Here is a 20,962-nt window from a genome sequence, read left to right as displayed (position 1 = left end):
AAAACCTCACAGGTTTCGGAAACCTGTGAGGTTTGAGTAAATAACATCGTAGATCTTGAAACGATTTCAGGATCAAAGCTATAAGAGCTTCTTTAAAAACTTCACATCTTCACTTCTTCAGCTTCTGAAGTAGTAAAAAGATCGGTATTTTTAAGGTAGATTAAGCCTTTATCTTCTTTGTTTAAAATCCGTTTGGTTCTTAAGTAGCGATTGTAATTATATTCATCAAAATCTTCGGCTTCGGTATCAAAATTACTAATATGAACCTCGCCCATTGAATGAATAAACTTGTTATCACCAATCCACATTCCTACGTGAATTACGCGTTCTGAAGTAGAATCGGTGGCCGGTTTTCCAAAGAAAAGCAAGTCGCCTTTTTCAAGATTTTCAAAGTTTTTATCGGTATCTACTACATCTCCGGTATGAATTTGCTGCGATGCATCACGCGGAATCACCATTCCGTTTAGAAAATATATGGTTTTAGTGTAACCGCTGCAATCTACTCCTTTAGGAGAAGTACCGCCCCATAAATAAGGTAATCCCATCAATTTATGTGCAGTAGCCACCAAATCTTCTTCAGTTTGATCTAAAGATGCCAGCCATTCTTTATAAGGCTGAGCGTAGGCTTTCTCTACAAAGGCTTTTTTCCCATTTGGATATTCTACCTTATAAAAATTACTTTGTTCGCTTATAAGCTCTAAAATGTTCCCAGCTACAAGATCTGAAACTGTTTGAGAGTCTGAATTTGCTTCGGAATAAGAATTACCCGTAGGCTCGGTAAAAATTAATTTTTCCTGAGATTTCCAATTAGCAAATTCTTCTTCAGTCATATTTTCAATTCCGCCGTAATCTACCCAGGCTAAATAACCTTCCGGAGTTTGAACAAAATACCAACTTCCTTCTTTTTTATAAACCTTAAGCGGCATTCCCAGGGTTGCCTGAGTTACCAATTGCGCCGAATGTTTTGGTTCATCTCTTAGATTTGCCACTGAAATTTTTACAACTCCACGAATCTTATCTTCCAAAGCTTCAGTATCTGGAAGTACCTGAATGCTATCGGTAAACTTGATATTTTCTGACTCTAGCTTTTCTTTTAAAGAATTTACCGCTTCAGGGTCATTAGATTCTCCTCTCAGAATATAGGTTTCTCCATTTTTTTCGGCTGTAACTTCAAAGAGTGCAACCCGTCCATCTGGTGCGTAGTTTTCTTCTACTTCTACTATTTGGTTTTGAAGCGGATTTTCTTCTTTTTTCTCTTCTTTCTCATCGCAGGAAGCGAATAAGAAAAGCGTTAGTAAAAAGGGTAAATAAGGTTTTATTAAATTCATTATTTCAATTTTAGTTTCTTGTTTTCGCCACAAATTCACGAATGATTTTTACTTTTTGGGAAGCTTAGATTCTGAAACGATCCCGAAGCTTCGGGACAGAATGACGTAATATTTCTATTTCTCATACAATTCAACCCCGGTGCCGTTTCTTTTAGGGAAATGTACTTTTTCGTCATAGACTTTTACGCCATCGGCGATATCATTTTTAATTAAAAGTCCGCCGTCCATATCTACATAATCCAAGAGCGGCAATAATTGTGCGATGGCTGAAATTCCCACGGTAGATTCGGTCATACAACCCACCATTACTTTTAAACCGAGTGATTTTCCCTTTAGAATCATTCTTTTTCCGGGCGTTAGTCCGCCGCATTTGGTAAGCTTAATGTTTATTCCGTGAAAATAGCCTGCGCACTTTTCAACATCGCTTTCTTCAATACAACTTTCATCGGCAATAAGTGGCAAAACCGATTCTTTATAAAGTTTTTCCATTCCCTCCCAATCATTGGCTTTTAAGGGCTGTTCCAAGAATTCAACATTTAATTCTTTTAAGGCTTTGGCATTTTCAATAGCCTGATCTACCGTCCAGGCGGCGTTAGCATCTACCCGGAAAATTGAATTTGTATGTTTCCGCAGTTCTCTAACAATAGCTACATCATCTTCGGTTCCGAGTTTAATCTTGTAAAGTGGCCACGGAAATTCTTTAATTTTCTGAACCATCTTTTCTACAGAATCTATCCCGATAGTATAGTTGGTAAGCGGAATATTCTTTAAATCCAGCCCCCATAATTGATAAAGCGGTTGGCGATTTCTTTTTCCGTGGAGGTCATGCATAGCCATATCCAATGCACATAGCGCAAATGGATTTTCTTTTAAATGCGGATAGGTTAACTCCCATAATTCCTCAGGTTCCAGGAGAATATTTTCAGCAATTAAGTCTTCAATATTAAGAATATCGGCCTGCATTTTTTTAATCGTAACCCCGTAATAGGAAGTTGCTGTAGCTTCTCCATAACCGGTAAACCCACGGTCGCTTAAGGAAACGATTAAAGTTGGCTGAACATCCCTGGAACCGTGACTTATGGTAAAGGTGTTTTTTAGTTCCAGGTTGTATGGATGAAATTTTAGTTCCATTTTCTTAAAAATTTAGTCAATAGAAACCTCATCGGTTTTAGCTTTGTATAGGGCGAAAAGGCCTAACATGGTAATTGCGGCGTTGACCAACAAAATTTCAAAACCAAACTGATAGCCGTTTAACCAGGCTTCAGAATTGAAATCTAAAATTACTGAAATTACCGGTGATAAAATGCATACTACGGGTACCCATTTATCCCTAACCGGATTTTTACTCAATAAACCATAAGCGAATAGCCCCAGAAGTGGTCCGTAAGTAAAGCCGGCAACTTTAAATACGGCGCTTACCACGCTGCTATCATTTAGCGAATTAAAAACTATAATTACAATAAACATTAATATGGTAAAGCCAATATGAACCAGTAACCTGGTCTTTTTCTGATTTTTTTCCTTTTTCTGAATATCTAAAATATCAACACAAAACGAAGTGGTAAGTGCTGTTAATGCTGAATCTGCACTGGAAAATGCCGCGGCGGTAATTCCTAAGAGGAAAACAACACCGGCGAGAATTCCAAAGTGATTTAAAGCTAGTAACGGATAAAGATCATCTGTTCTTTCGGGAATGGCTATTCCCTGGTCCATCGCGTATTTGTAAAGTAAAACTCCCAGGGCTAAAAACAATACAGTAGAGAAGAAAAATACGATAGAAAACCAAAAAATATTCTTTTGTGCTTCCCCTATACTTTTACAGGTTAAATTTTTCTGCATCACATTTTGATCAAGTCCGTTCATGGCGATGGTAATAAATATTCCCGCCAGAAAACTCTTGAAAAATGCATTATTAGAGCGCCAATTCCAGTCGAAAATCGTAGATTTTTCGCTGTTAGCCACCGTTGCGAATACATCGGTAAATTTAAGTCCCATATGGTCTACGATCATAAAAATACTGATCACCACAGCTAACAATAAGAAAGTGGTTTGTAGGGTATCTGTCCAAACAATGGTTTTAATTCCTCCTCGAAATGTATACAACCAGATTAAAGCAATGGTGATCATTACCGTTACCCAAAACGGAATTCCAAAAGCATCAAAAAAAGCGATTTGCAACACCAATGCCGCTAAAAATAATCGAAAAGAAGCACCTATTGTTTGGGAAATAAGGAAAAACGAAGCCCCTGCATAATAGGAGTTTTGCCCGAAGCGATCTTTTAAATATTCATAAATTGAAATTAATTTCAATTTATAGAACAACGGAATTAAAACAAGAGCAATCACCGCATATCCTACCATATTCCCCATCACAAATTGCAAATAGGTCCAGTTGGAATTACCGACTTCCCCGGGAACAGAGATAAACGTAACGCCAGAAAGGGTTGCGCCAACCATCCCATAGGCTACCAGGAACCAGGGCGATTGCCTGTTTGCGGTAAAAAAGGTATTGTTATCGGCTTGCCTTGAAGTAAAATGACTAATAGCCAGTAATAAAACAAAATAACCGGCGATTACTCCAAAAACGAGGATAGGGCTCATAAATGATTAATTTATTTCAATTTCTATAAATTCGCTCTGATTACCGGTGCGATCTACAGATGTAATTCCAATTTTTTGAAGTTTAGTTTTCTTCCCTCCTACTTCTTTCTGCAAATCCTGACTTCTTTTTTCGGAATTTAAAATTTTATAATCCCAGTTTCCGGTTTCGTATTTAAAGTATAGCACCCATTTGTGAATATCTTCATCATTTTCAACTCCCCAGGTCATTTCAATCTTATCAAGATTTTCATTCACCGTGACATTTGGAATTTCCGGTGGGGTGTTATCTAACCAGGGACTTGGCGGAACCAGGGTTTTCTTTCTGTAAGGTCCTTCTTTTATAGCTTTTGCCAATTCCTTATTTTTCAACAAGGGACCTATACTCCAATGCACGGCCCCTTTGCTCTGCGGAAGCATTCCGCGGGTAATCATAATTTGATTGATCACTTCGGTAATATGCATTTCGTCACCTTCCCCACCAACATTCATTCCCGGCCATAAATGGCGTTGTTTGGTGTTTTCACTTTGCCACCAGCCCAATAATTCCGGAAAACTCTGCCCAAGCTGACTTATTTTCCAGTATAACTGTGGGGTGTAGTAATCTATCCAACCTTCGTTTAACCAAAGTTTAGCATCGGCATATAACTTATCATACTGGTCGTAACCCTGAACAGATTCAGGATATCCCGGGCGCCAAATCCCAAAAGGACTTAAGCCGAATTTTACATGGGGTTTTTCTGCTTTAATTTCCTCGTAAATTCTTTTGATAAAAACGTTAACGCTTTCTCTACGCCAATCGCCACGAGAAAGTTCCCCGCCAGCAGCCTGGTAGGCCCTCCAGCTCTTATCATCTGGGAAATCTTTGCCGTTATTATAAGAATCGTAGGGATAAAAATAATCGTCAAAATGAATCCCGTCAACATCATAGCGCTTTACAATATCCATCACTACTGCCGAAGAACGATCTTGTGTTCCTTTTTGAGCAGGATCCATCCACCACATTCCATTTTCCAGTTCCACAACAAGACCAGGATTGGTTTTAATGACCGATTTTTCACTGATTTCTTTCCCGGTTGTATGATGAGCACGATAAGGATTTAACCAAACATGTAGCTCTAAACCGCGTTCATGAGCAGCATTAACCCAAAATTTAAGCGGGTCGTAATAAGGATCGGGAGCTTTTCCCTGTTCTCCGGTGAGATAATAAGACCAGGGCTCTATTTCACTGTCGTAAAGAGCATCGGCCTGCGGACGTACCTGGAATACTACTGCATTAAAATTGTGTTCTTCTAAAAAATCTAAAAGTTCAAGGGCTTCTTGTTGCTGTGCTGAAGTTGAAAGACCGGGTTTACTGGGCCAGTTGATATTGGCAACGGTGGCCACCCAGGCTGCCCGGAATTCTTCAATATTTTTTGGAGTATTTGGATCCCATTTAACCTCATCTTCTTCTGGAGTTGCTGGAGCTTCAATTTCCTCTGGGATTTCTTCAACAACCTCTTCAGGTTCAGGTTTTTCCTGTGGTTGAGGTTGAGGTGCATCTTTCGCAGTTTTACAGGAAAAGAAAAACATACATAGTACAAGGAGGCATAGAATGGATTTTTTCATAATTAGGGATTTGGAATAATTAAAGAAAAGTCCTTCAGAATTAATTCCGAAGGACTTTCTAGCTAACTCATATTAAATATATTACCAACCTGGGTTTTGTTCCAGTTCTACTCCCTGATCTCTATACAATGTAATTTGATCTAATGGAATAGGTTCAAGATAAACTCTGGGGTCGTCAAAAGTTCTTAAGGATTCTTCGGCTGAAGCTGGGATTAAATAACCTTCATCTCCTTCTGTTACTTCAAGGTTTTCAAGATCTGCATCAGGATAATTTGATTTGTCTATCCAGGCTCCACGATTGATATCCGGGTACTGAACCATATCTGTATATTCCAGTTTTTCCCAGCGCTTAAGATCGTCTAACCTAAATCCTTCAAATATCAACTCTACCCTTCTTTCTCTACGAATTTCCCAAAGAATAGGAGCAACATCTGGATCTCTTTGGGGATCATCGTAAGTTTGGCCGTTAACGGCCGGCTGATCTCCAGAAACTTCAAGATGCGGAATATTAATTCCAGGTCTGTCTCTTAATACATTAATAGATTTGTCTAAATCTTCCTGGGTAAATGCTGCCCCGCCTACTGTAGAAAGCTCGTAAGCAGCTTCTGCATAATTAACAAGGATTTCTCCATAACGAATAATTGGTGCATCAGTAGGGTTTAAGTTAGAGTTTCCTCTAGGCTCATCTTTAATATCTTCATTTAAGAATTTGTGAGCAGCATATCCTGTGGTAGAATAATTTGCATCTATACCATTAATTCTTAATTCATCTGAAACAAAAGTTTCATAAATTCTAGGGTCACGATTAGCCATTACGTTTTCTATACCTTTGTCTCCCTGATATTGATCAGAAATACCTATAGGTAATCCATCATCTGCTAAGTAAGCTTCAATTCCATCTTTAGAAACACCTGTTTGAGGCTCCATGTTATTGTAACTATTTAGAGCGTGGGTTATCATACCCTCTTCATATTCTCTGTAAAGTAGAACTTCAGGGTTTCCTGAAAGATCTAAAGAATTGAAAACTTCTCTATAATTTCCTAATGAATAGTTGCCGGATTCAATAACCTGTTCAGCTGCCCATTTTGCTGCTTCCAGATATTCAGCGGCTTTTTCATTATTATTCTCATGGTATTTTTGCCAGGTTCCTTCATATAAGAAAACTCTTGACATAAAACCTAATACCACATCCCTGTCCACTTCAAGACCATCATTCTCCACATTTTCTCTTACATTTTCTGCCGCAAACCGGAAATCTTCCAAAACCCGATCCATAACAAAGGTTCTATCATCACGTTTTTTATATAAAACCTCATCTTCATTTTCAGAAAGTTCTTCTTCATAATAAGGAACATCTCCAAAATCTTTTACAAGGTCATGATATTCTAAACCTCTAAAAAATCTACCAATACCTGTCCAGTGGTTAATGGCTTCTTCTTCCATATCTACCCCCTGTACACGATCTATAAAAATGTTTGCTTTACGCACCCAGGCAAAGGTCCACCCTCCACCGGAAGTTGGAACCTGAAGCGTAAACCTTGGTGGATTTGTAGGTGCAAAATCATCATTTAACGATTGTCCTGTAAAATATTTTCCCCAGGTATAACCTGAGCCATACCCTGAAAAATATGCGGTATAAAATCCGTAAGCAAAGGTTTTCACATTCCCCTCACTAGACCAGTAAGTCTCGTCTACAAGGACATCCTGTGGAGGAGTATCCAGAAAATCTTTTTCACAACTTGCAACACCTACCGCAAGAAAGAAAAGAATGAATATTTTATTTGTTATTTTCATTTCAACTAAGTTTTTAAAATTAAAGCGTTACCTGAACTCCAATAGAAAATGATCTTCTAAAAGGATATACACGGCCAAAAGTTGATGTATCATTTAAACCTGCTGTAGTATAATCTACTTCTGGATCTACAGGTATCTGAGCTCCTGTAAATTCAAACAGGTTTTCACCACTTACATAAAGTCTAAATCTTTCTACCTCAAATTTTTCGGTTAGAGAAGTTGGAATGGTATACCCAAGGGTAATGTTCTTCATTCTCAAATAAGACATATCCAACAAATATTTAGATTGTGGTAAAAAGTTCATAGCGTTATTAGACTGTCCCTGGTCATTAGGTCTTGGATAATATGCATTTGGATTTTCTGGTGTCCAATAGTCTAACTGATGCTCATACCAGGCTTCTCCATAACGATATCCCGGAATGAAAACTGGTCCATTAGCCCAGAAATCACGTTTTCCAACACCTTGCATAAACATATTAAAATCAAAACCTTTCCAGTTTGCTCCTAATTGTAATCCATATTGGTATCGAGGTGTAGAATTACCAATTCTTTTCATATCCCCGCTATCACCTACTGTTCTAGAACCAAAATCTACAACGCCATCACCATTTAAATCCTTGTATTTTATGTCACCGGGTCCATACTCAAACCAACCGTTTGTTTCAAAAATTTCCTGAGAAGGAATTCCATCAACTAAATTTCCATCTGAATCAAAATCGTCTTCGGTAAAAAATCTATCGGTTTCGTAACCCCAAATTTCTCCAAGCTCTTTACCTTCATAATAAGAATTAATTCCTTCGGTAGTATTGGCAAATTTGGTTACTTTTTCAGTGAAATCGGTTAAATTTCCTTTTGCATTAATGCTAAGTCCGTTATCAAAAGTATGATTAAAATCAACTTCCAATTCCCAACCGCGGGTTTGGATTTCACCAAAATTCCTTATTGGAGCCGAAGTTCCAAATGAACTTGGTAAAGTTACACCGGCACTATGCATATCACTTATGGTACGCTCATACCAGCTAAAACTTGCTCCTAATTTATCTTTAAAGAATCTGGCATCAAAACCAAGGTCTAAAGTAGTAACAGTTTCCCAAGTTAAATCTGCCGGTAATGCACCCGGTGTACCGGTAGCTAACTGGTTTTCACCATCTATTAACCATCCAGAATTATACGAAGACATTGTTCTGTAAATATTAGAAATTAATGCATTTTGATTACCTACAGAACCATAAGAACCTCTTATTTTAAAGAACGATAAAGTAGGCTTTAAAGAATCCATAAAGTCTTCCTGGGTTACAATCCAACCGGCAGACATTGATGGGAAAAAAGCCCATTTTTCATCTGCAGAAAGCCTGGAAGAACCATCATATCTACCATTAAGATTTAAAAGATATTTATCTTTATATGAATAGTTTATACGAGCAAAAGCACCTAAAGTGGTCCAGTGTTCTCTGTCTCCACCTACAAACTGATCACCTGTAGCTAAGTCTAACTCTCCCTGTTCAGGATTTAAAAGGTCTCTTCTTTGAGAAGTTTGAGCCCATAATTCAAATTCTTCAGCATCACCACCCACTGTAACTTCAAAATCGTGATCATCAGCTATATTAAGATCATATGTGGCAAAAGCTTTTGCCGTATTCCTTCTACTCCAGGAAGAATTATAAACTACCCTGTCATAAGCAGGACTGGTGTAAGGTTCATAAACCAAATTTGGACCAGTAGCCCAGAAGTTATAAGCCGAAACAGAGCCTCCAACCTGGTGTTCATGTCTATCTACACCATCATGAGTATAATCAAAATTAATTGCCAGATTTTCTATTGGATTAATAGTAGTTCCTAAATTAATTCTGGTTAGTGCCCTGTTATTCTCGTTCATATTAGCTTGGGTAACTTCATTAATATGGCTTCTAAAAGGATTACCTTCATATGTTCCATATGGATAGTATGCCGGCCATCTGGTAGTATAATACCAGGCATCATAAGTTGCAGAGCCAAAAGCAAAAGGCTCTGTAGTTCTGGTATTTGTGTAAAGGACCTTAGCCCTTACATCCATCCAGTCAGTAATAGAAGTGTTAACACTTAAGTTAAGGTTATATCTTTCAAATTCATCAGGGTTTGTTTTATAAACACCTCCCTGTTCTAAATAACCCAAACCTACGTAGTAATTTGTTTTTTCACTACCTCCGGAAACTGACACATCATGTTTTTGTTGTGGAGCCCATTCTTTAACAAACATTTCCTCCGGGTTCCATGGTCGATAGAAAAATAATCTACCATCCCTAATTTCAAAATCACGTCCTTCTACCATTTCTGGTCCAAGATCCTGACCTCCATAATTAGTTTCCCAATCCCTCATTCTTTCAATAGCGGTATCATCTAAAAACATATTAACCAGTCCAAATGCATCCAAGGAAGGGATTCTTCTTCTCACCGCAGCAAAAGCCATTTCAGCTCCCTCAGCCGCAGGTGCTACCGTGGGTGTATTAGTTGGTGTAGACCAGGAAATGTTATTTGAGTAATTTACAGTTGGTGCCTGGCTTCTTCTACCATTTTTAGTAGTAATCAAAATAACCCCCCAGGCAGCTCGCGCTCCATAAATAGAAGTGGATGCCGCATCCTTTAAGACAGAAATATCTTCTATATCCTGTGGGTTAATAGATTGAAGGCTCGAAACCTCTACGTTATCTACTAAAATTAGAGGTTGAGCTCCACCACCACCGGGACTTAAGGTTCCTACATTACCACGTAGTCTAATGGTTGGGTTCTGACCTATTTGACCCGTTGGAGCAGTAATTGTAACCCCGGGGCTTGCACCCTGCAATCCTCGTGCAACATCTGTAATTGGTCTTGAATCTAAAACCTCTGCATCTACAGTAGAGATTGCGCTTGTTACATTACTTCGTTTTTGACTACCATAACCAACTACTACAACCTCATCGAGGCCTTCGGTATCGGTTTGCATAGTAATGCTAAAGTTAGTTTGATCTTCTACGGTAATTTTTTGTTCTTGAAATCCCAAAGACGAAAAAACCAGTACTATACTGTTATCATCTGGAATACTCAAAGAAAATTGTCCGTCAAAATTTGTAACAGTTCCTGTTGAAGTGTTCTCTACAAATACATTTACCCCTGGAAGAGGTATCCCGTCTGTATCAAAAACTTCACCAGTAACTTCTCTCTCCTGTGCCCAAGCCTGAATTGAAAATAAGCAGACTAACACTAAAATAGATTTACGAAAACGTTTTCCCATCATAATACATTAACAATTAATTATGAAACAAACATATCATATAAATTTTTTAATAGCAACTAAAAATTGCAATAATCTACTTATTTTGCCGTTTTTTTTGCTCTAGTATCCTAATTTTTGCTATTTTTAATTGCACACACGGAATTTTAATAAAAAAATGGTTTTATTTTAAAAACTCTTAATTCAGAAATTTTAACATATTAATTTGATTCAAATTAATTTTGTTATATACTGTTCTTTAATCCAAAAACCAGTTTCAAAGATCTAATATGAAAAAAACAGAGCGCCATCGAATTATTCTTGACGAAGTACATTTACATAACAGGGTTCTACTAAGTGATCTAACCAGAACTCTTAATGTATCTATGGATACTGTACGAAGGGACCTTATGGAACTGGATAAATTAAAACAGCTTAAAAAAGTTCACGGAGGAGCGGTTTCAAATGGATTTAATATTCATTCCGATAATACTCGGGAGGTGTACGAATATGAAAATAAATCTATTATTGCAAAGAAAGGAGTCGAACTTCTAAACCATCGCGATGTGGTGCTTATTAGTGGGGGGTCTACTAATTTAGAACTTGCAAAATTGCTTCCTAAAAAGATGAATTTAACTTTCTTTACTCCAAGTCTCCCTATGGCTGTAGAACTGCTTAATAACACCTCCAAAAATGACGAAGTACATCTTATTGGAGGAAAATTATCCCGCGGCTCGCAACTTGCGGCAGGAGGAAGTGCAATTAACCTTTTATCGGAAATCACAGTCGATATCTGTTTTTTAGGCACAGGTTATATGGATATAAAAAAAGGTGTTACCGAACTGGATTGGGAGGTCGCCCAAATGAAAAAGGCAATGGTTAAATCTTCCAAAAAATTAGTTTCACTTACCATTTCTAAAAAGCTAAACACCTATAACCGTTTTAAAGTTTGTGATACGATTGCTGTAGATACACTAATTACAGAGTTAGAACCTAACTCACCAGAACTACAAAAATATAGAAGTATAGGCCTGGACTTATTATAGAGATATTAAAAACAATTAATACCTGAAATTAAGTAATTCCATTGTAGAAAAGTTACAACATTATATTTCGTAAAATATTAATTTTCATATTTTGCCAGTACATTTCGTACACTTTTGTATGTTTGAAGCAATCGTGCGGCTTCAGCTTCATCTACATTTAGTTCCTCCATGATCATCCTAGTTCCGCGACCTACCAATTTCTTATTGGAAAGTTGCATATCTACCATTTTATTGCCTTTTACCCTACCTAGTTTTATCATTACACTGGTTGAGATCATATTCAATACCAGCTTTTGCGCAGTACCTGCTTTCATTCTTGTACTGCCGGTTACAAACTCAGGGCCAGTAACCACCTCTATAGGGAATTCGCTTGCTTTGGCCAAGGGACTTCCGGAACTACAGGTTATACACCCGGTAACAATTCCTTTAGATCGCGCATCCTTAATTCCGCCAATAACGTATGGAGTAGTACCTGATGCAGCGATCCCTACCAACACATCTTTTTCTGAAACATCAAACTTCTGAAGATCTTTCCAGGCCTGATTGGTATCATCTTCAGCATTTTCTACAGCATTTCTTAACGCAATATCACCCCCAGCAATTAAGCCAATAACTAATTCATCTGAAACACCAAAAGTAGGAGGACATTCGGAAGCATCTAAAACACCCAGTCTACCACTTGTTCCAGCTCCAATATAAAGTAATCTCCCACCGGCCTCCATTTTAGGTACTATAGCATCAACTAATCTTTGAATTGCAGGAAGTTCTTTTTCAACACTTTCTGGAACGGTTTTATCTTCCTTGTTTATATTGTGAAGCAGAGTTGAAGTACTCATTTTCTCTAAATCATTATATTTAGAAGTTTTTTCAGTTTCGGGATTATTATTCTCCATTTTTTAGGTTTAATTATAATATACCTCGATCTATAATTCGAGGGTAAATTTTTTAAATAAAATATCTAAAATAATTTAAAATTTAGATTTAGGCATAAATTCTGAAAAAACACCTTTATTTCTATCGCTGTTCCATTCTACCTCTGGAGTTCGAAAGTAATGCACATCCATAAGGTCCAGTCGCAATCCATGTTCACTTAATCTTTTTATAAAGTTTTTATAATCTTTATTTTCTTCTTCACTCCAACCCACTTCTGCCATCGCAATTGTTCGCGGCCAAAACCTATCATCGGCAGCTTCATTAGAAAGTACCATCTCGGTCCAAACCGGAGCCTCTACCCCTATTGTATTTGGGTTTTTCACCTTAAAGGTATAAGCATCTTTTAAAGAAACTCCATCTTCCTTGCACCAGTTATTGGTCATTTCCTGTCCCGGCAAGTTGGCGTGATCATAATAAAAACTTGAACAAATAGATTCTATTATAGGCGTATTCACTACACTATTGGTTTTCCCATTCCAACGCTGACTAATCAATGTACTATCTACCTGTGCCTGGGTTACTTCTTCCCATCCAATGGTTGTTTTTCCTAAACCTCGAACAATAGAATCTGCTTTTATCACAAATTCTTTATAGCGTTCATCTTCAATTTCATCTCCTCCAATATGCAAATAATCTCCCGTAGTAATTTCGGCCATTTCGCTTAAAACCGTTGCAACAAAATCGTAGATCTCCGGTTTATCCAGGCATAATTTGCTCCAGCCCACTGTGTACTCGTGGAAAAGTTGTGGAGGAGTTGCCAACCTGGGTTCAATATTTGCAAATTCGTCGCAATTCAATTCAGGATACGCCATTAATGCAGAATAAATATGGCCGGGCATATCAATTTCAGGAACTATTACAATATTTCTCGCTGCGGCATATTCCTGGATTTCTTTATATTCTTCCTGGGTTAAATACCCGGAACGACCGCCTTTTACAGCGCCTTTACTTCCCAGTTCAGTTAGTTTGGGTTTTTGTTTTATTTCTATTCGCCAACCCTGGTCATCGGTTAGGTGCAAATGAAGTCGGTTTAATTTATAAAAAGCCATTCTGTCTAGATGCTTTTTAATATAATCTGGGCCAAAAAAACTACGGGCAATATCCAGCATGGAACCACGCCACTCGTATTTTGGACTATCTGAAATACTACCCTGCGGAAGTTTAATTTCTTCTGAAACTTTTTTATTTTCAATTTCAGCCGGGAACATTTGTCGTATGGTTTGAATTCCATAGAAAAGTCCTGCTTCCGAAGCTGCTTCTAAACTAACCACACTAGAAGATATATTCAAATTATAACCTTCTTTCCCCAGGGTTTCTTCAAGATTTGGATCAAGATTAAGGCTAAAACCGTTACAGTTTTCGCCTTTCATAGTATAACTTTGCGTATAAGTATTTTTCAACAATCGCTGCAGCCAGGCAGCCGATGCTTCTGCACCGGAATTAAAACAAACCACTGTTCTTTCCTGGAGTGTAAAGAAACCTTCTTTCCACTCAATTTCTGCCGGCTGCGGAATGATTGCCGGTTTTTCAGTTTGGGATTCTTGTGCGGATAAACCCCACTGAAATAACACTAAAAAAACTAAACTAACACTTAACTTTAAACTTTTCATTATAACAATATTTTACTCGATAATCGAAATTTATAAACTCCAGGACCAACCCAGAAATCAGAGATTATTTCTCCGAGGTAATTTACTTTATTTTATGCCCTTTTGCAGCAAAAAACCAGATATAAAGGTAACTTGGGATAACTATCCAGTAAGCCGATTGCGGATCAAAAGTATCTGCCAGGTAACCATAAATTAGCGGTAAAATAGCTCCACCGGCAAGGGCCATAATTAAAAATGAAGATCCCATTTTAGTAAATCTCCCCAGGCCGTGAAGTGCTAAAGGCCAGATAGCCGGAAATACCAAAGCATTTGCCAAACCTAAAAGGGAAATACAAAGCACTGAAATATACCCATCAGTAAAAATTGCAGCTAACCCGAGTATAATTCCAAGTATCCCCGAAATTTGCAAGGCTTTCTGCTGACTTATATATTTTGGAATAGTTACCGTACCAATTAAGTAACCTACAATCATTGCAATTAAAGTATAAGTGGTAAAATATTTAGCCACATCTGTTGCAATATCATGCCCATCACGTGCATAACTTATTACAGTATCTCCTGCAATTACCTCTACTCCCACATACAGGAACATCGCCAGAGTTCCTAATAATAAATTTGGAAACTGAAGCACACTGGTCTTGCTTTTATTAGCAGCAGCAAGGGTATCATCTTCTCCATCGGTTTCAATTTCAGGCAAAGCTGAATAATAAATAAGCACCGATAATCCTACCAAAATTACAGCCATAATTATATATGGTGTAATCACGAGTGAAGCGAGTTCATCTAATTCAGCAGCTTTTGCGGCGGCACCCATTCCTTCTAGCCTTGCTTCTACCGCATCCATATTTTTCAGCAAAATTGCACCGAAAATAATTGGAGCTAAGGCACCTGCAACTTTGTTACAAATTCCCATAATACTAATTCGCTTCGCTGCACTTTCAATTGGCCCCAGAATAGTGATATACGGGTTGGCAGCAGATTGTAGTAACGCCAATCCTGTTCCCTGAACAAATAATCCAAAAAGGAACATTGCGTAGGTTCTGGACATTGCAGCTGGAATAAAAATTAAAGCACCTATGGCCATAACTATAAGTCCCAGGGACATTCCGTTCTTAAAACCTATTTTCTTTAAAACCCAGGCTGAGGGGATTGCCATTACAAAGTAAGAAATGTAAGATGCAAAAGCTACGAGGTAAGATTCAAAATTGTTTAACTGGCTGGCTGTTTTTAAAAAAGGAATAAGCACAGAGTTTAGCCAGGTAACAAAGCCAAAGATGAAAAATAACACCCCAATTATAACAATAGATCTACTGGTGTTGTTCTGGTTGGTTGCGGTTTTAGCTGCCATAGGTATTTATCTTATATAAGTTGAGAATTTATTTTTGGGTTAAACTTAACGCCTTTTAGCAAAATTCTAACATAATTGTTTCTTACAAAAAAAAGAAACTTTTTTACAACCACTACACACTTAAGTAAGTTTTTTTATAATTAACTAAAAGATTAACCATTTTTTTATTTAAATGAATTATTCGAAAAGCGATAATTTCTAAAATCGGTTTTCCATATTCTTATTATCTATCTTTCTTTTTAGGACTATGAAATAAACTATATTTGTAAACTTAAATTTGTTGATTACCTTTTAAGGAATTCAATTATTAAAAATACCCGATGAAGCATATTAGAAACTTCTGTATAATCGCCCATATTGACCACGGAAAAAGTACCCTGGCAGACCGTTTACTGGACTTTACCGGTTCTGTAACCGATCGTGAAAAGCAGGAACAGCTCCTGGATAGTATGGATCTGGAACGTGAACGTGGCATTACTATTAAAAGTCACGCCATACAGATGGATTATGAATATGAAGGAGAAAAATATGTTTTGAATCTTATTGATACTCCGGGACACGTAGATTTTTCTTACGAAGTTTCCCGTTCTATCGCAGCTTGTGAAGGTGCTTTATTAGTGGTTGATGCTGCTCAAAGTATCCAGGCACAAACTATTTCTAACCTTTATTTAGCCCTGGAAAACGACCTTGAGATAATTCCCGTACTTAACAAAGTAGATTTACCAAGTGCAAACCCAGAAGTGGTAAGCGATGATATTGTAGATCTTCTGGGGTGTGAATATGAAGATATTATTCCTGCAAGTGCAAAAACAGGGCTGGGAATAGAGGAAATTCTGAAAGCGATTATAACCCGCGTTCCGGCCCCACGCGGGAAAGTAGATGCTCCTCTAAGAGCGCTTATTTTTGATTCGGTTTACAATCCATTTAGAGGTGTAGAAACCTATTTTAGAGTTATTAACGGATCGATTAAAAAAGGCCAGAATATTAAATTTGTAGCTACCCAGAAAAATTATTTCGCCGATGAAGTAGGAACTTTGCGTTTAAAGCAATTCCCGCGGCAGGAAATAAAAACGGGCGATGTAGGTTACCTTATCACAGGAATTAAAGATGCCCGCGAAGTAAAAGTTGGGGATACTATTACCGATGCTAAAAATCCTACTACCGAAGCTGTAGCAGGGTTTGAGGATGTAAAACCTATGGTTTTTGCCGGTATTTATCCAGTAGATACAGAAGATTATGAAGAACTAAGAAGTTCTATGGAGAAACTTCAGCTTAATGACGCTTCCCTGGTATTTTTACCGGAAAGTTCTGCTGCATTAGGTTTTGGTTTCCGTTGTGGATTTTTAGGAATGTTACACCTGGAAATTATTCAGGAACGGTTAGAACGTGAATTTGATATGACGGTAATTACTACCGTACCCAACGTATCTTACCACGCTTTTACAAATAAAAACCCAGATGAATTAATCCTGGTTAATAACCCATCTGATCTGCCGGAACCTTCGTCACTTAACCGTGTAGAAGAACCTTATATTAAAGCTACTATAATCACTAAAGCTGATTATGTAGGGAATGTAATGTCGCTTTGTATTGAAAAAAGGGGTGAAATTACTAACCAAACGTATCTTACTACAGAAAGGGTTGAACTTTCTTTTGATATGCCTTTAGCTGAAATTGTTTTCGACTTTTACGACAGGTTAAAAACCGTTTCCCGAGGTTACGCTTCCTTCGATTATTCGCCAATAGGAATGCGCCAGTCAAAACTGGTTAAAGTAGATGTTTTATTAAACGGAAATGTTGTAGATGCGCTCTCTGCACTACTCCACGTTGATAATGCTTACGATATTGGTAAAAAAATGTGTGAAAAACTGAAGGAGTTAATTCCAAGACAACAATTTGATATTCCAATCCAAGCTGCAATTGGTGCAAAAATTATTGCTCGTGAAACCGTAAAAGCGCTTAGAAAAGATGTTACCGCAAAATGTTACGGGGGTGATATTTCCCGTAAACGTAAACTTCTAGAAAAGCAGAAAAAAGGTAAAAAACGTATGCGCCAGGTAGGAAATGTGGAAATTCCTCAGGAAGCATTTATGGCAGTTTTGAAGCTAAATGATTAGAAAATTAATTATAAGCTAATTTTGTATCTTTAGTTTAAAATGAAGGACTATGGATCTTGTTACCAGAAAATATAACTTAATTCAAGAGCTCACTAAAGTCAAAGATGAGCATGTTATAGAAGTTATTGAAAAAATTCTATGTCCAGAAATTACAACTTCTCAAAAAGAAGAACTGGATAAGAGAATTAAAAGTTTTGAAAAAAATCCCGAAAATCTTTCAGATTGGGATAGTTTTAAAGAAACCTGGTAATGGCTTTTTCGGTTAAATTCTTACCTGAGGTTAAAACCGATCTGACGGAAGCCAAAAAAATACTACTTTAAAAAAGGAGGAAATCCACTTTCAGAAGATTTTAAAGCAGAAATAAATTCTGAAATCGAATATATCCGCAAATTCCCTGAACATTATCAGGTTCAATACCAAAATCTAAGGCGAGCTTTGGTTACAAAATTTCCTTATGCAATTTTCTATCAAATTTCAGAAAATACATTAATTATTTTCGCAGTTCTTCATACAAGTCAGGAGTATAAAAAAGTTCACAAAAGAAATGATTAATTTCAAATCTCCCTGAGAGCAGGGATGTTTTTCTGTTTTATACATTTTCTTAATTTTGTAAGTCTACCATCTAAAAACTAAAAAAATGGCCGGACATAGTAAATGGGCAAATATAAAGCACCGCAAAGGTGCACAGGATAAGAAACGTGCAAAGCAGTTTACCCGAGCAATTAAAGAGATTAGTGTGGCTGTAAAAGAAGGCGGCGGACCCGATCCTGAAGCTAATCCCGCGCTGCGTAATGCCATTTCTAATGCCCAGGGTGTGAATATGCCCAAAGACACTATAGAACGCGCTATAAAGAAAGCCAGCGGCGCTGATGCCGATAATTATGAACTCGTAACCTTTGAAGGTTACGGACCCAACGGAATCGCGTTCTTTATTGAATGTACTACCGATAATACCAATAGAACCGTGGCTTCAGTTCGATCTACTTTTTCTAAAAATGGTGGAAACTTAGGAACCAATGGTTCACTGGAATTCCTATTTGATAAAAAAGGAGTATTTACCATTGAACGGGAGAAAATAGAGATGAATCTCGAAGAATTTGAACTCGAACTTATTGAAGGTGGCGCTTCAAAAATTGAAAAGGAAGATGATTATATCACTATTTATACCGATTTTAATGATTTCGGCTTAATGGCTTCTAAATTAGAAGAATTGGAAATTGAAGTAAAATCTTCTGAAGTTCAAAGAATTCCTATGAATACTGTAGAATTACCTGTGGAAGACGCCAAAAAAATCCTGAACCTCGTTGAAAAATTTGAAGACGACGACGATGTTCAAAACGTTTATCACAACATGGAAATTACCGATAACTTAATGGAAGAAATGGAAAAAGAAGCTTAATTATTTTTCCTGCTCCTGTTCTTCTCTGTCACCCTCTAAAGCGTCAACCGTTTCCTCTTCATCTATGGTTTCGTTGTAATCTTCTTCTCCTTTTTCTTCACGCTGAATTTTCTTTCCTAGGTAAACTAACTGAAATCCTTCCTCAATCTCCACATCTGAGCTGTGCGAAGGTATAATAGTTAACCCTCCCTTGTTATTTTTTACAAATAGCGGAATAATATCAGGATCGGTCTTAGAAATTTCAATTAAGCCTTCATAATGTTCCTTACTGTTAAGTACTAATTCATGGATCTTAGGATAACTTCTGGAAACTTCGGTTAGCTTTATATAATCATCGGTATGAGAAAATAAACCTTCAGCCGGGTTCTTCTCGGGATTATTCATTTCATCGGCAGTAATAACCCTAAACGACCCGTTTTCTCCAAACTGCTTTTTAAATTTTGTTATCGCCGTTTTATTAATATCACTGTTTCCGGTCATGGCCATTAAATAACCAATATCATTCAGTTCAACATTATTCATTAGATCATCTGAATAAACGCTGCCTTCAATGGCATCAATCCCCAAATCCCGGGCTTTCTTTACATTATCAGAATTATTATCCAGGAGCACTACGTGCCGCTCATTATCGTGTAAATATTTTCCTATTAATCTTGCTATAGATGAAGCTCCAATAATTAAAATTCCCTGTGAATCTTTTATAAAAACTCCTACCAAACGTGCAAAAAGCCTTGCCGTGGCTGCATTTAATAAAACCGAACAAAGCACGATCATAAAAACTAAAGGAGTAATATATTCGGCGCCGGCAATACCTTCACGCGCCAATCGTAAGCCGAATAAAGAGGCAATACCGGCGGCTACAATACCGCGAGGTCCCACCCAGCTAACAAATGCAATTTCATTGACTTTTAAACCTGAACCCAGGGAACTTAAAATTACTCCCAGGGGCCTTATTAGTAAAACCACCACTCCAAAAAGAATAAGAGAATTCCAGTTAAAAACCAGCAACAGCTCTTCAATTTCAATATTTGCTGCTAATAAGATAAAGAGTATAGAAATTAATAAAACACTTAGTGACTCTTTAAAATACAGTAGTTCTTTTATATTGGGTAATTTTTGGTTTCCCATAACCATTCCCATAATAACCACAGCCAGAAGTCCGCTTTCGTGGGCAAATGTATCGGCTAATACAAAAACTCCCAGTACGGTTGCAAGGATAAAAACATTGAGTAAATAGTGCGGAATTATCTGCCTTTTTATTAAAAAAGCCAACAAATGGGCGAATGTGAACCCAAATGTAAATCCAAAAAGTAAAATCTTACCAAATTCAATTAATGCTGTTTGAGTAAAATCCTGTCCTCCTTCAACCCTAATAAATTCAAACATTAAGACCGAAATAAGCGCACCAATGGGGTCAATTAGAATTCCTTCCCATTTTAGAATCGAGGAAACATGTGATTTTAAAGGAATATTCCGAAGAATTGGGGAAATAACCGTAGGACCGGTTACAATAATTAAGGCTGAAAATAAAAAGGAAATTTGCCAGGAAAGATCAAATATAAAATGCGCGGCTAAACCTGCACCTAAAAAGGTGACCACTGACCCAACGCTGATAAGTTTTAAAATTACCGGACCAATATTACCAACTTCACTCCTTTTAAGGGTTAATCCTCCTTCAAAAAGAATAACTGAAATGGCTAGAGAAACGAAATAAAACAAACTTTCCCCAGGGAATAAGCCTTCAGAGCCGTTCCAAATAGGTTCTACCCATTTGGTACCATCTTCACTAATTAAAGTTGAAATGGGCCCAACTAAAAGGCCAATTAAAATAAGTGGTAAAATTGCCGGGGTTTTAATCTTCCAGGCTAACCACTGGGCCAGGATTCCCAATATTACCAAACTTGCAAGTTCTAACATGCGTTAATTATTTGAGCTATAAATTGCTATTTAC

Annotated in this window: 15 protein-coding genes; 5 read left to right on the top strand and 10 right to left on the bottom strand. The window is 37.4% G+C overall.

Annotated features, from left to right (window positions below):
- Positions 1-101 precede the first annotated feature (101 nt).
- The 6 genes from B4F31_RS16020 to B4F31_RS15995 all read right to left on the bottom strand — a co-directional run bounded on the left by B4F31_RS16020 (position 102) and on the right by B4F31_RS15995 (position 10,548).
- Positions 102-1,328 (bottom strand): NlpC/P60 family protein, encoded by a 1,227-nt coding sequence (locus B4F31_RS16020; RefSeq protein ID WP_286761741.1) that lies wholly within the window; start codon positions 1,326-1,328, stop codon positions 102-104.
- A gap of 114 nt (positions 1,329-1,442) precedes the next feature.
- Positions 1,443-2,459 carry a dipeptide epimerase gene (locus B4F31_RS16015; protein WP_093304715.1) on the bottom strand — a complete coding sequence of 339 codons (1,017 nt, stop codon included), beginning with the start codon at positions 2,457-2,459 and terminating at the stop codon, positions 1,443-1,445.
- 12 nt (positions 2,460-2,471) lie between these two features.
- The gene (locus tag B4F31_RS16010; RefSeq protein WP_075325395.1) at positions 2,472-3,929 is read right to left on the bottom strand and encodes a sodium:solute symporter; all 1,458 of its coding nucleotides are present in this window, start codon (positions 3,927-3,929) and stop codon (positions 2,472-2,474) included.
- A 6-nt stretch (positions 3,930-3,935) separates the two neighbouring features.
- Positions 3,936-5,534, bottom strand: coding sequence for a glycoside hydrolase family 10 protein (locus B4F31_RS16005; protein ID WP_075325394.1), 1,599 nt, complete (start codon positions 5,532-5,534; stop codon positions 3,936-3,938).
- 81 nt (positions 5,535-5,615) lie between these two features.
- Complete coding sequence (locus B4F31_RS16000) at positions 5,616-7,328, bottom strand: RagB/SusD family nutrient uptake outer membrane protein (RefSeq protein ID WP_286761740.1); 1,713 nt, start codon at positions 7,326-7,328, stop codon at positions 5,616-5,618.
- A 19-nt stretch (positions 7,329-7,347) separates the two neighbouring features.
- A complete protein-coding gene (locus B4F31_RS15995; protein WP_286761739.1) occupies positions 7,348-10,548 on the bottom strand; it encodes a SusC/RagA family TonB-linked outer membrane protein in 3,201 nt (1,066 codons plus the stop codon).
- Positions 10,549-10,847: 299 nt separating this feature from the next.
- Here B4F31_RS15995 and B4F31_RS15990 point away from each other — a divergent pair, with 299 nt between their 5' ends.
- Positions 10,848-11,603, top strand: coding sequence for a DeoR/GlpR family DNA-binding transcription regulator (locus B4F31_RS15990; RefSeq protein ID WP_075325392.1), 756 nt, complete (start codon positions 10,848-10,850; stop codon positions 11,601-11,603).
- Between the two features lie 77 nt (positions 11,604-11,680).
- Here B4F31_RS15990 and murQ read toward each other — a convergent pair whose 3' ends face one another.
- From murQ to B4F31_RS15975, 3 genes are all read right to left on the bottom strand, one after another.
- Complete coding sequence (murQ, locus tag B4F31_RS15985) at positions 11,681-12,496, bottom strand: N-acetylmuramic acid 6-phosphate etherase (RefSeq protein ID WP_075325391.1); 816 nt, start codon at positions 12,494-12,496, stop codon at positions 11,681-11,683.
- 75 nt (positions 12,497-12,571) lie between these two features.
- Positions 12,572-14,146, bottom strand: a complete 1,575-nt coding sequence (locus tag B4F31_RS15980; RefSeq protein WP_286761738.1) for a beta-N-acetylhexosaminidase — start codon at positions 14,144-14,146, stop codon at positions 12,572-12,574.
- A gap of 82 nt (positions 14,147-14,228) precedes the next feature.
- Positions 14,229-15,494: a sugar MFS transporter gene (locus B4F31_RS15975; protein ID WP_075325389.1), complete on the bottom strand. Its 1,266-nt coding sequence runs from the start codon at positions 15,492-15,494 to the stop codon at positions 14,229-14,231.
- Positions 15,495-15,814: 320 nt separating this feature from the next.
- Between B4F31_RS15975 and lepA the strand changes: the two genes are divergently transcribed.
- The 4 genes from lepA (at position 15,815) to B4F31_RS15955 (ending at position 19,011) form a co-directional block, all read left to right on the top strand.
- Positions 15,815-17,611, top strand: coding sequence for a translation elongation factor 4 (gene lepA / locus B4F31_RS15970; protein WP_286761737.1), 1,797 nt, complete (start codon positions 15,815-15,817; stop codon positions 17,609-17,611).
- Positions 17,612-17,660: 49 nt separating this feature from the next.
- A complete protein-coding gene (locus tag B4F31_RS15965; protein WP_075325387.1) occupies positions 17,661-17,861 on the top strand; it encodes an addiction module protein in 201 nt (66 codons plus the stop codon).
- 111 nt (positions 17,862-17,972) lie between these two features.
- Positions 17,973-18,164 carry a type II toxin-antitoxin system RelE/ParE family toxin gene (locus B4F31_RS15960; protein WP_286761810.1) on the top strand — a complete coding sequence of 64 codons (192 nt, stop codon included), beginning with the start codon at positions 17,973-17,975 and terminating at the stop codon, positions 18,162-18,164.
- Positions 18,165-18,249: 85 nt separating this feature from the next.
- Complete coding sequence (locus B4F31_RS15955) at positions 18,250-19,011, top strand: YebC/PmpR family DNA-binding transcriptional regulator (RefSeq protein WP_286761736.1); 762 nt, start codon at positions 18,250-18,252, stop codon at positions 19,009-19,011.
- On the opposite strand, the gene B4F31_RS15950 is transcribed toward B4F31_RS15955, so the two are convergent.
- A complete protein-coding gene (locus B4F31_RS15950) occupies positions 19,012-20,928 on the bottom strand; it encodes a cation:proton antiporter (protein ID WP_075325384.1) in 1,917 nt (638 codons plus the stop codon). It abuts the gene before it with no gap.
- Positions 20,929-20,962 lie beyond the last annotated feature (34 nt).

Origin of the sequence: Salegentibacter sp. UBA1130 (assembly GCF_002311535.1) — a bacterium.
In the GTDB taxonomy this organism is placed as follows: Bacteria; Bacteroidota; Bacteroidia; order Flavobacteriales; family Flavobacteriaceae; genus Salegentibacter; species Salegentibacter agarivorans.
The sequence above is the reverse complement of the archived record's forward strand: the minus strand, read 5'-3'. Positions and strand labels throughout refer to the sequence as shown.

Coding starts and splice junctions, on each gene's coding strand:
- B4F31_RS16020 (WP_286761741.1), bottom strand. CDS start 1,328: ATGAATTTAATAAAACCTTATTTACCCTTTTTACTAACGCTTTTCTTA.
- B4F31_RS16015 (WP_093304715.1), bottom strand. CDS start 2,459: ATGGAACTAAAATTTCATCCATACAACCTGGAACTAAAAAACACCTTT.
- B4F31_RS16010 (WP_075325395.1), bottom strand. CDS start 3,929: ATGAGCCCTATCCTCGTTTTTGGAGTAATCGCCGGTTATTTTGTTTTA.
- B4F31_RS16005 (WP_075325394.1), bottom strand. CDS start 5,534: ATGAAAAAATCCATTCTATGCCTCCTTGTACTATGTATGTTTTTCTTT.
- B4F31_RS16000 (WP_286761740.1), bottom strand. CDS start 7,328: ATGAAAATAACAAATAAAATATTCATTCTTTTCTTTCTTGCGGTAGGT.
- B4F31_RS15990 (WP_075325392.1), top strand. CDS start 10,848: ATGAAAAAAACAGAGCGCCATCGAATTATTCTTGACGAAGTACATTTA.
- murQ (WP_075325391.1), bottom strand. CDS start 12,496: ATGGAGAATAATAATCCCGAAACTGAAAAAACTTCTAAATATAATGAT.
- B4F31_RS15980 (WP_286761738.1), bottom strand. CDS start 14,146: ATGAAAAGTTTAAAGTTAAGTGTTAGTTTAGTTTTTTTAGTGTTATTT.
- B4F31_RS15975 (WP_075325389.1), bottom strand. CDS start 15,494: ATGGCAGCTAAAACCGCAACCAACCAGAACAACACCAGTAGATCTATT.
- lepA (WP_286761737.1), top strand. CDS start 15,815: ATGAAGCATATTAGAAACTTCTGTATAATCGCCCATATTGACCACGGA.
- B4F31_RS15965 (WP_075325387.1), top strand. CDS start 17,661: ATGGATCTTGTTACCAGAAAATATAACTTAATTCAAGAGCTCACTAAA.
- B4F31_RS15955 (WP_286761736.1), top strand. CDS start 18,250: ATGGCCGGACATAGTAAATGGGCAAATATAAAGCACCGCAAAGGTGCA.
- B4F31_RS15950 (WP_075325384.1), bottom strand. CDS start 20,928: ATGTTAGAACTTGCAAGTTTGGTAATATTGGGAATCCTGGCCCAGTGG.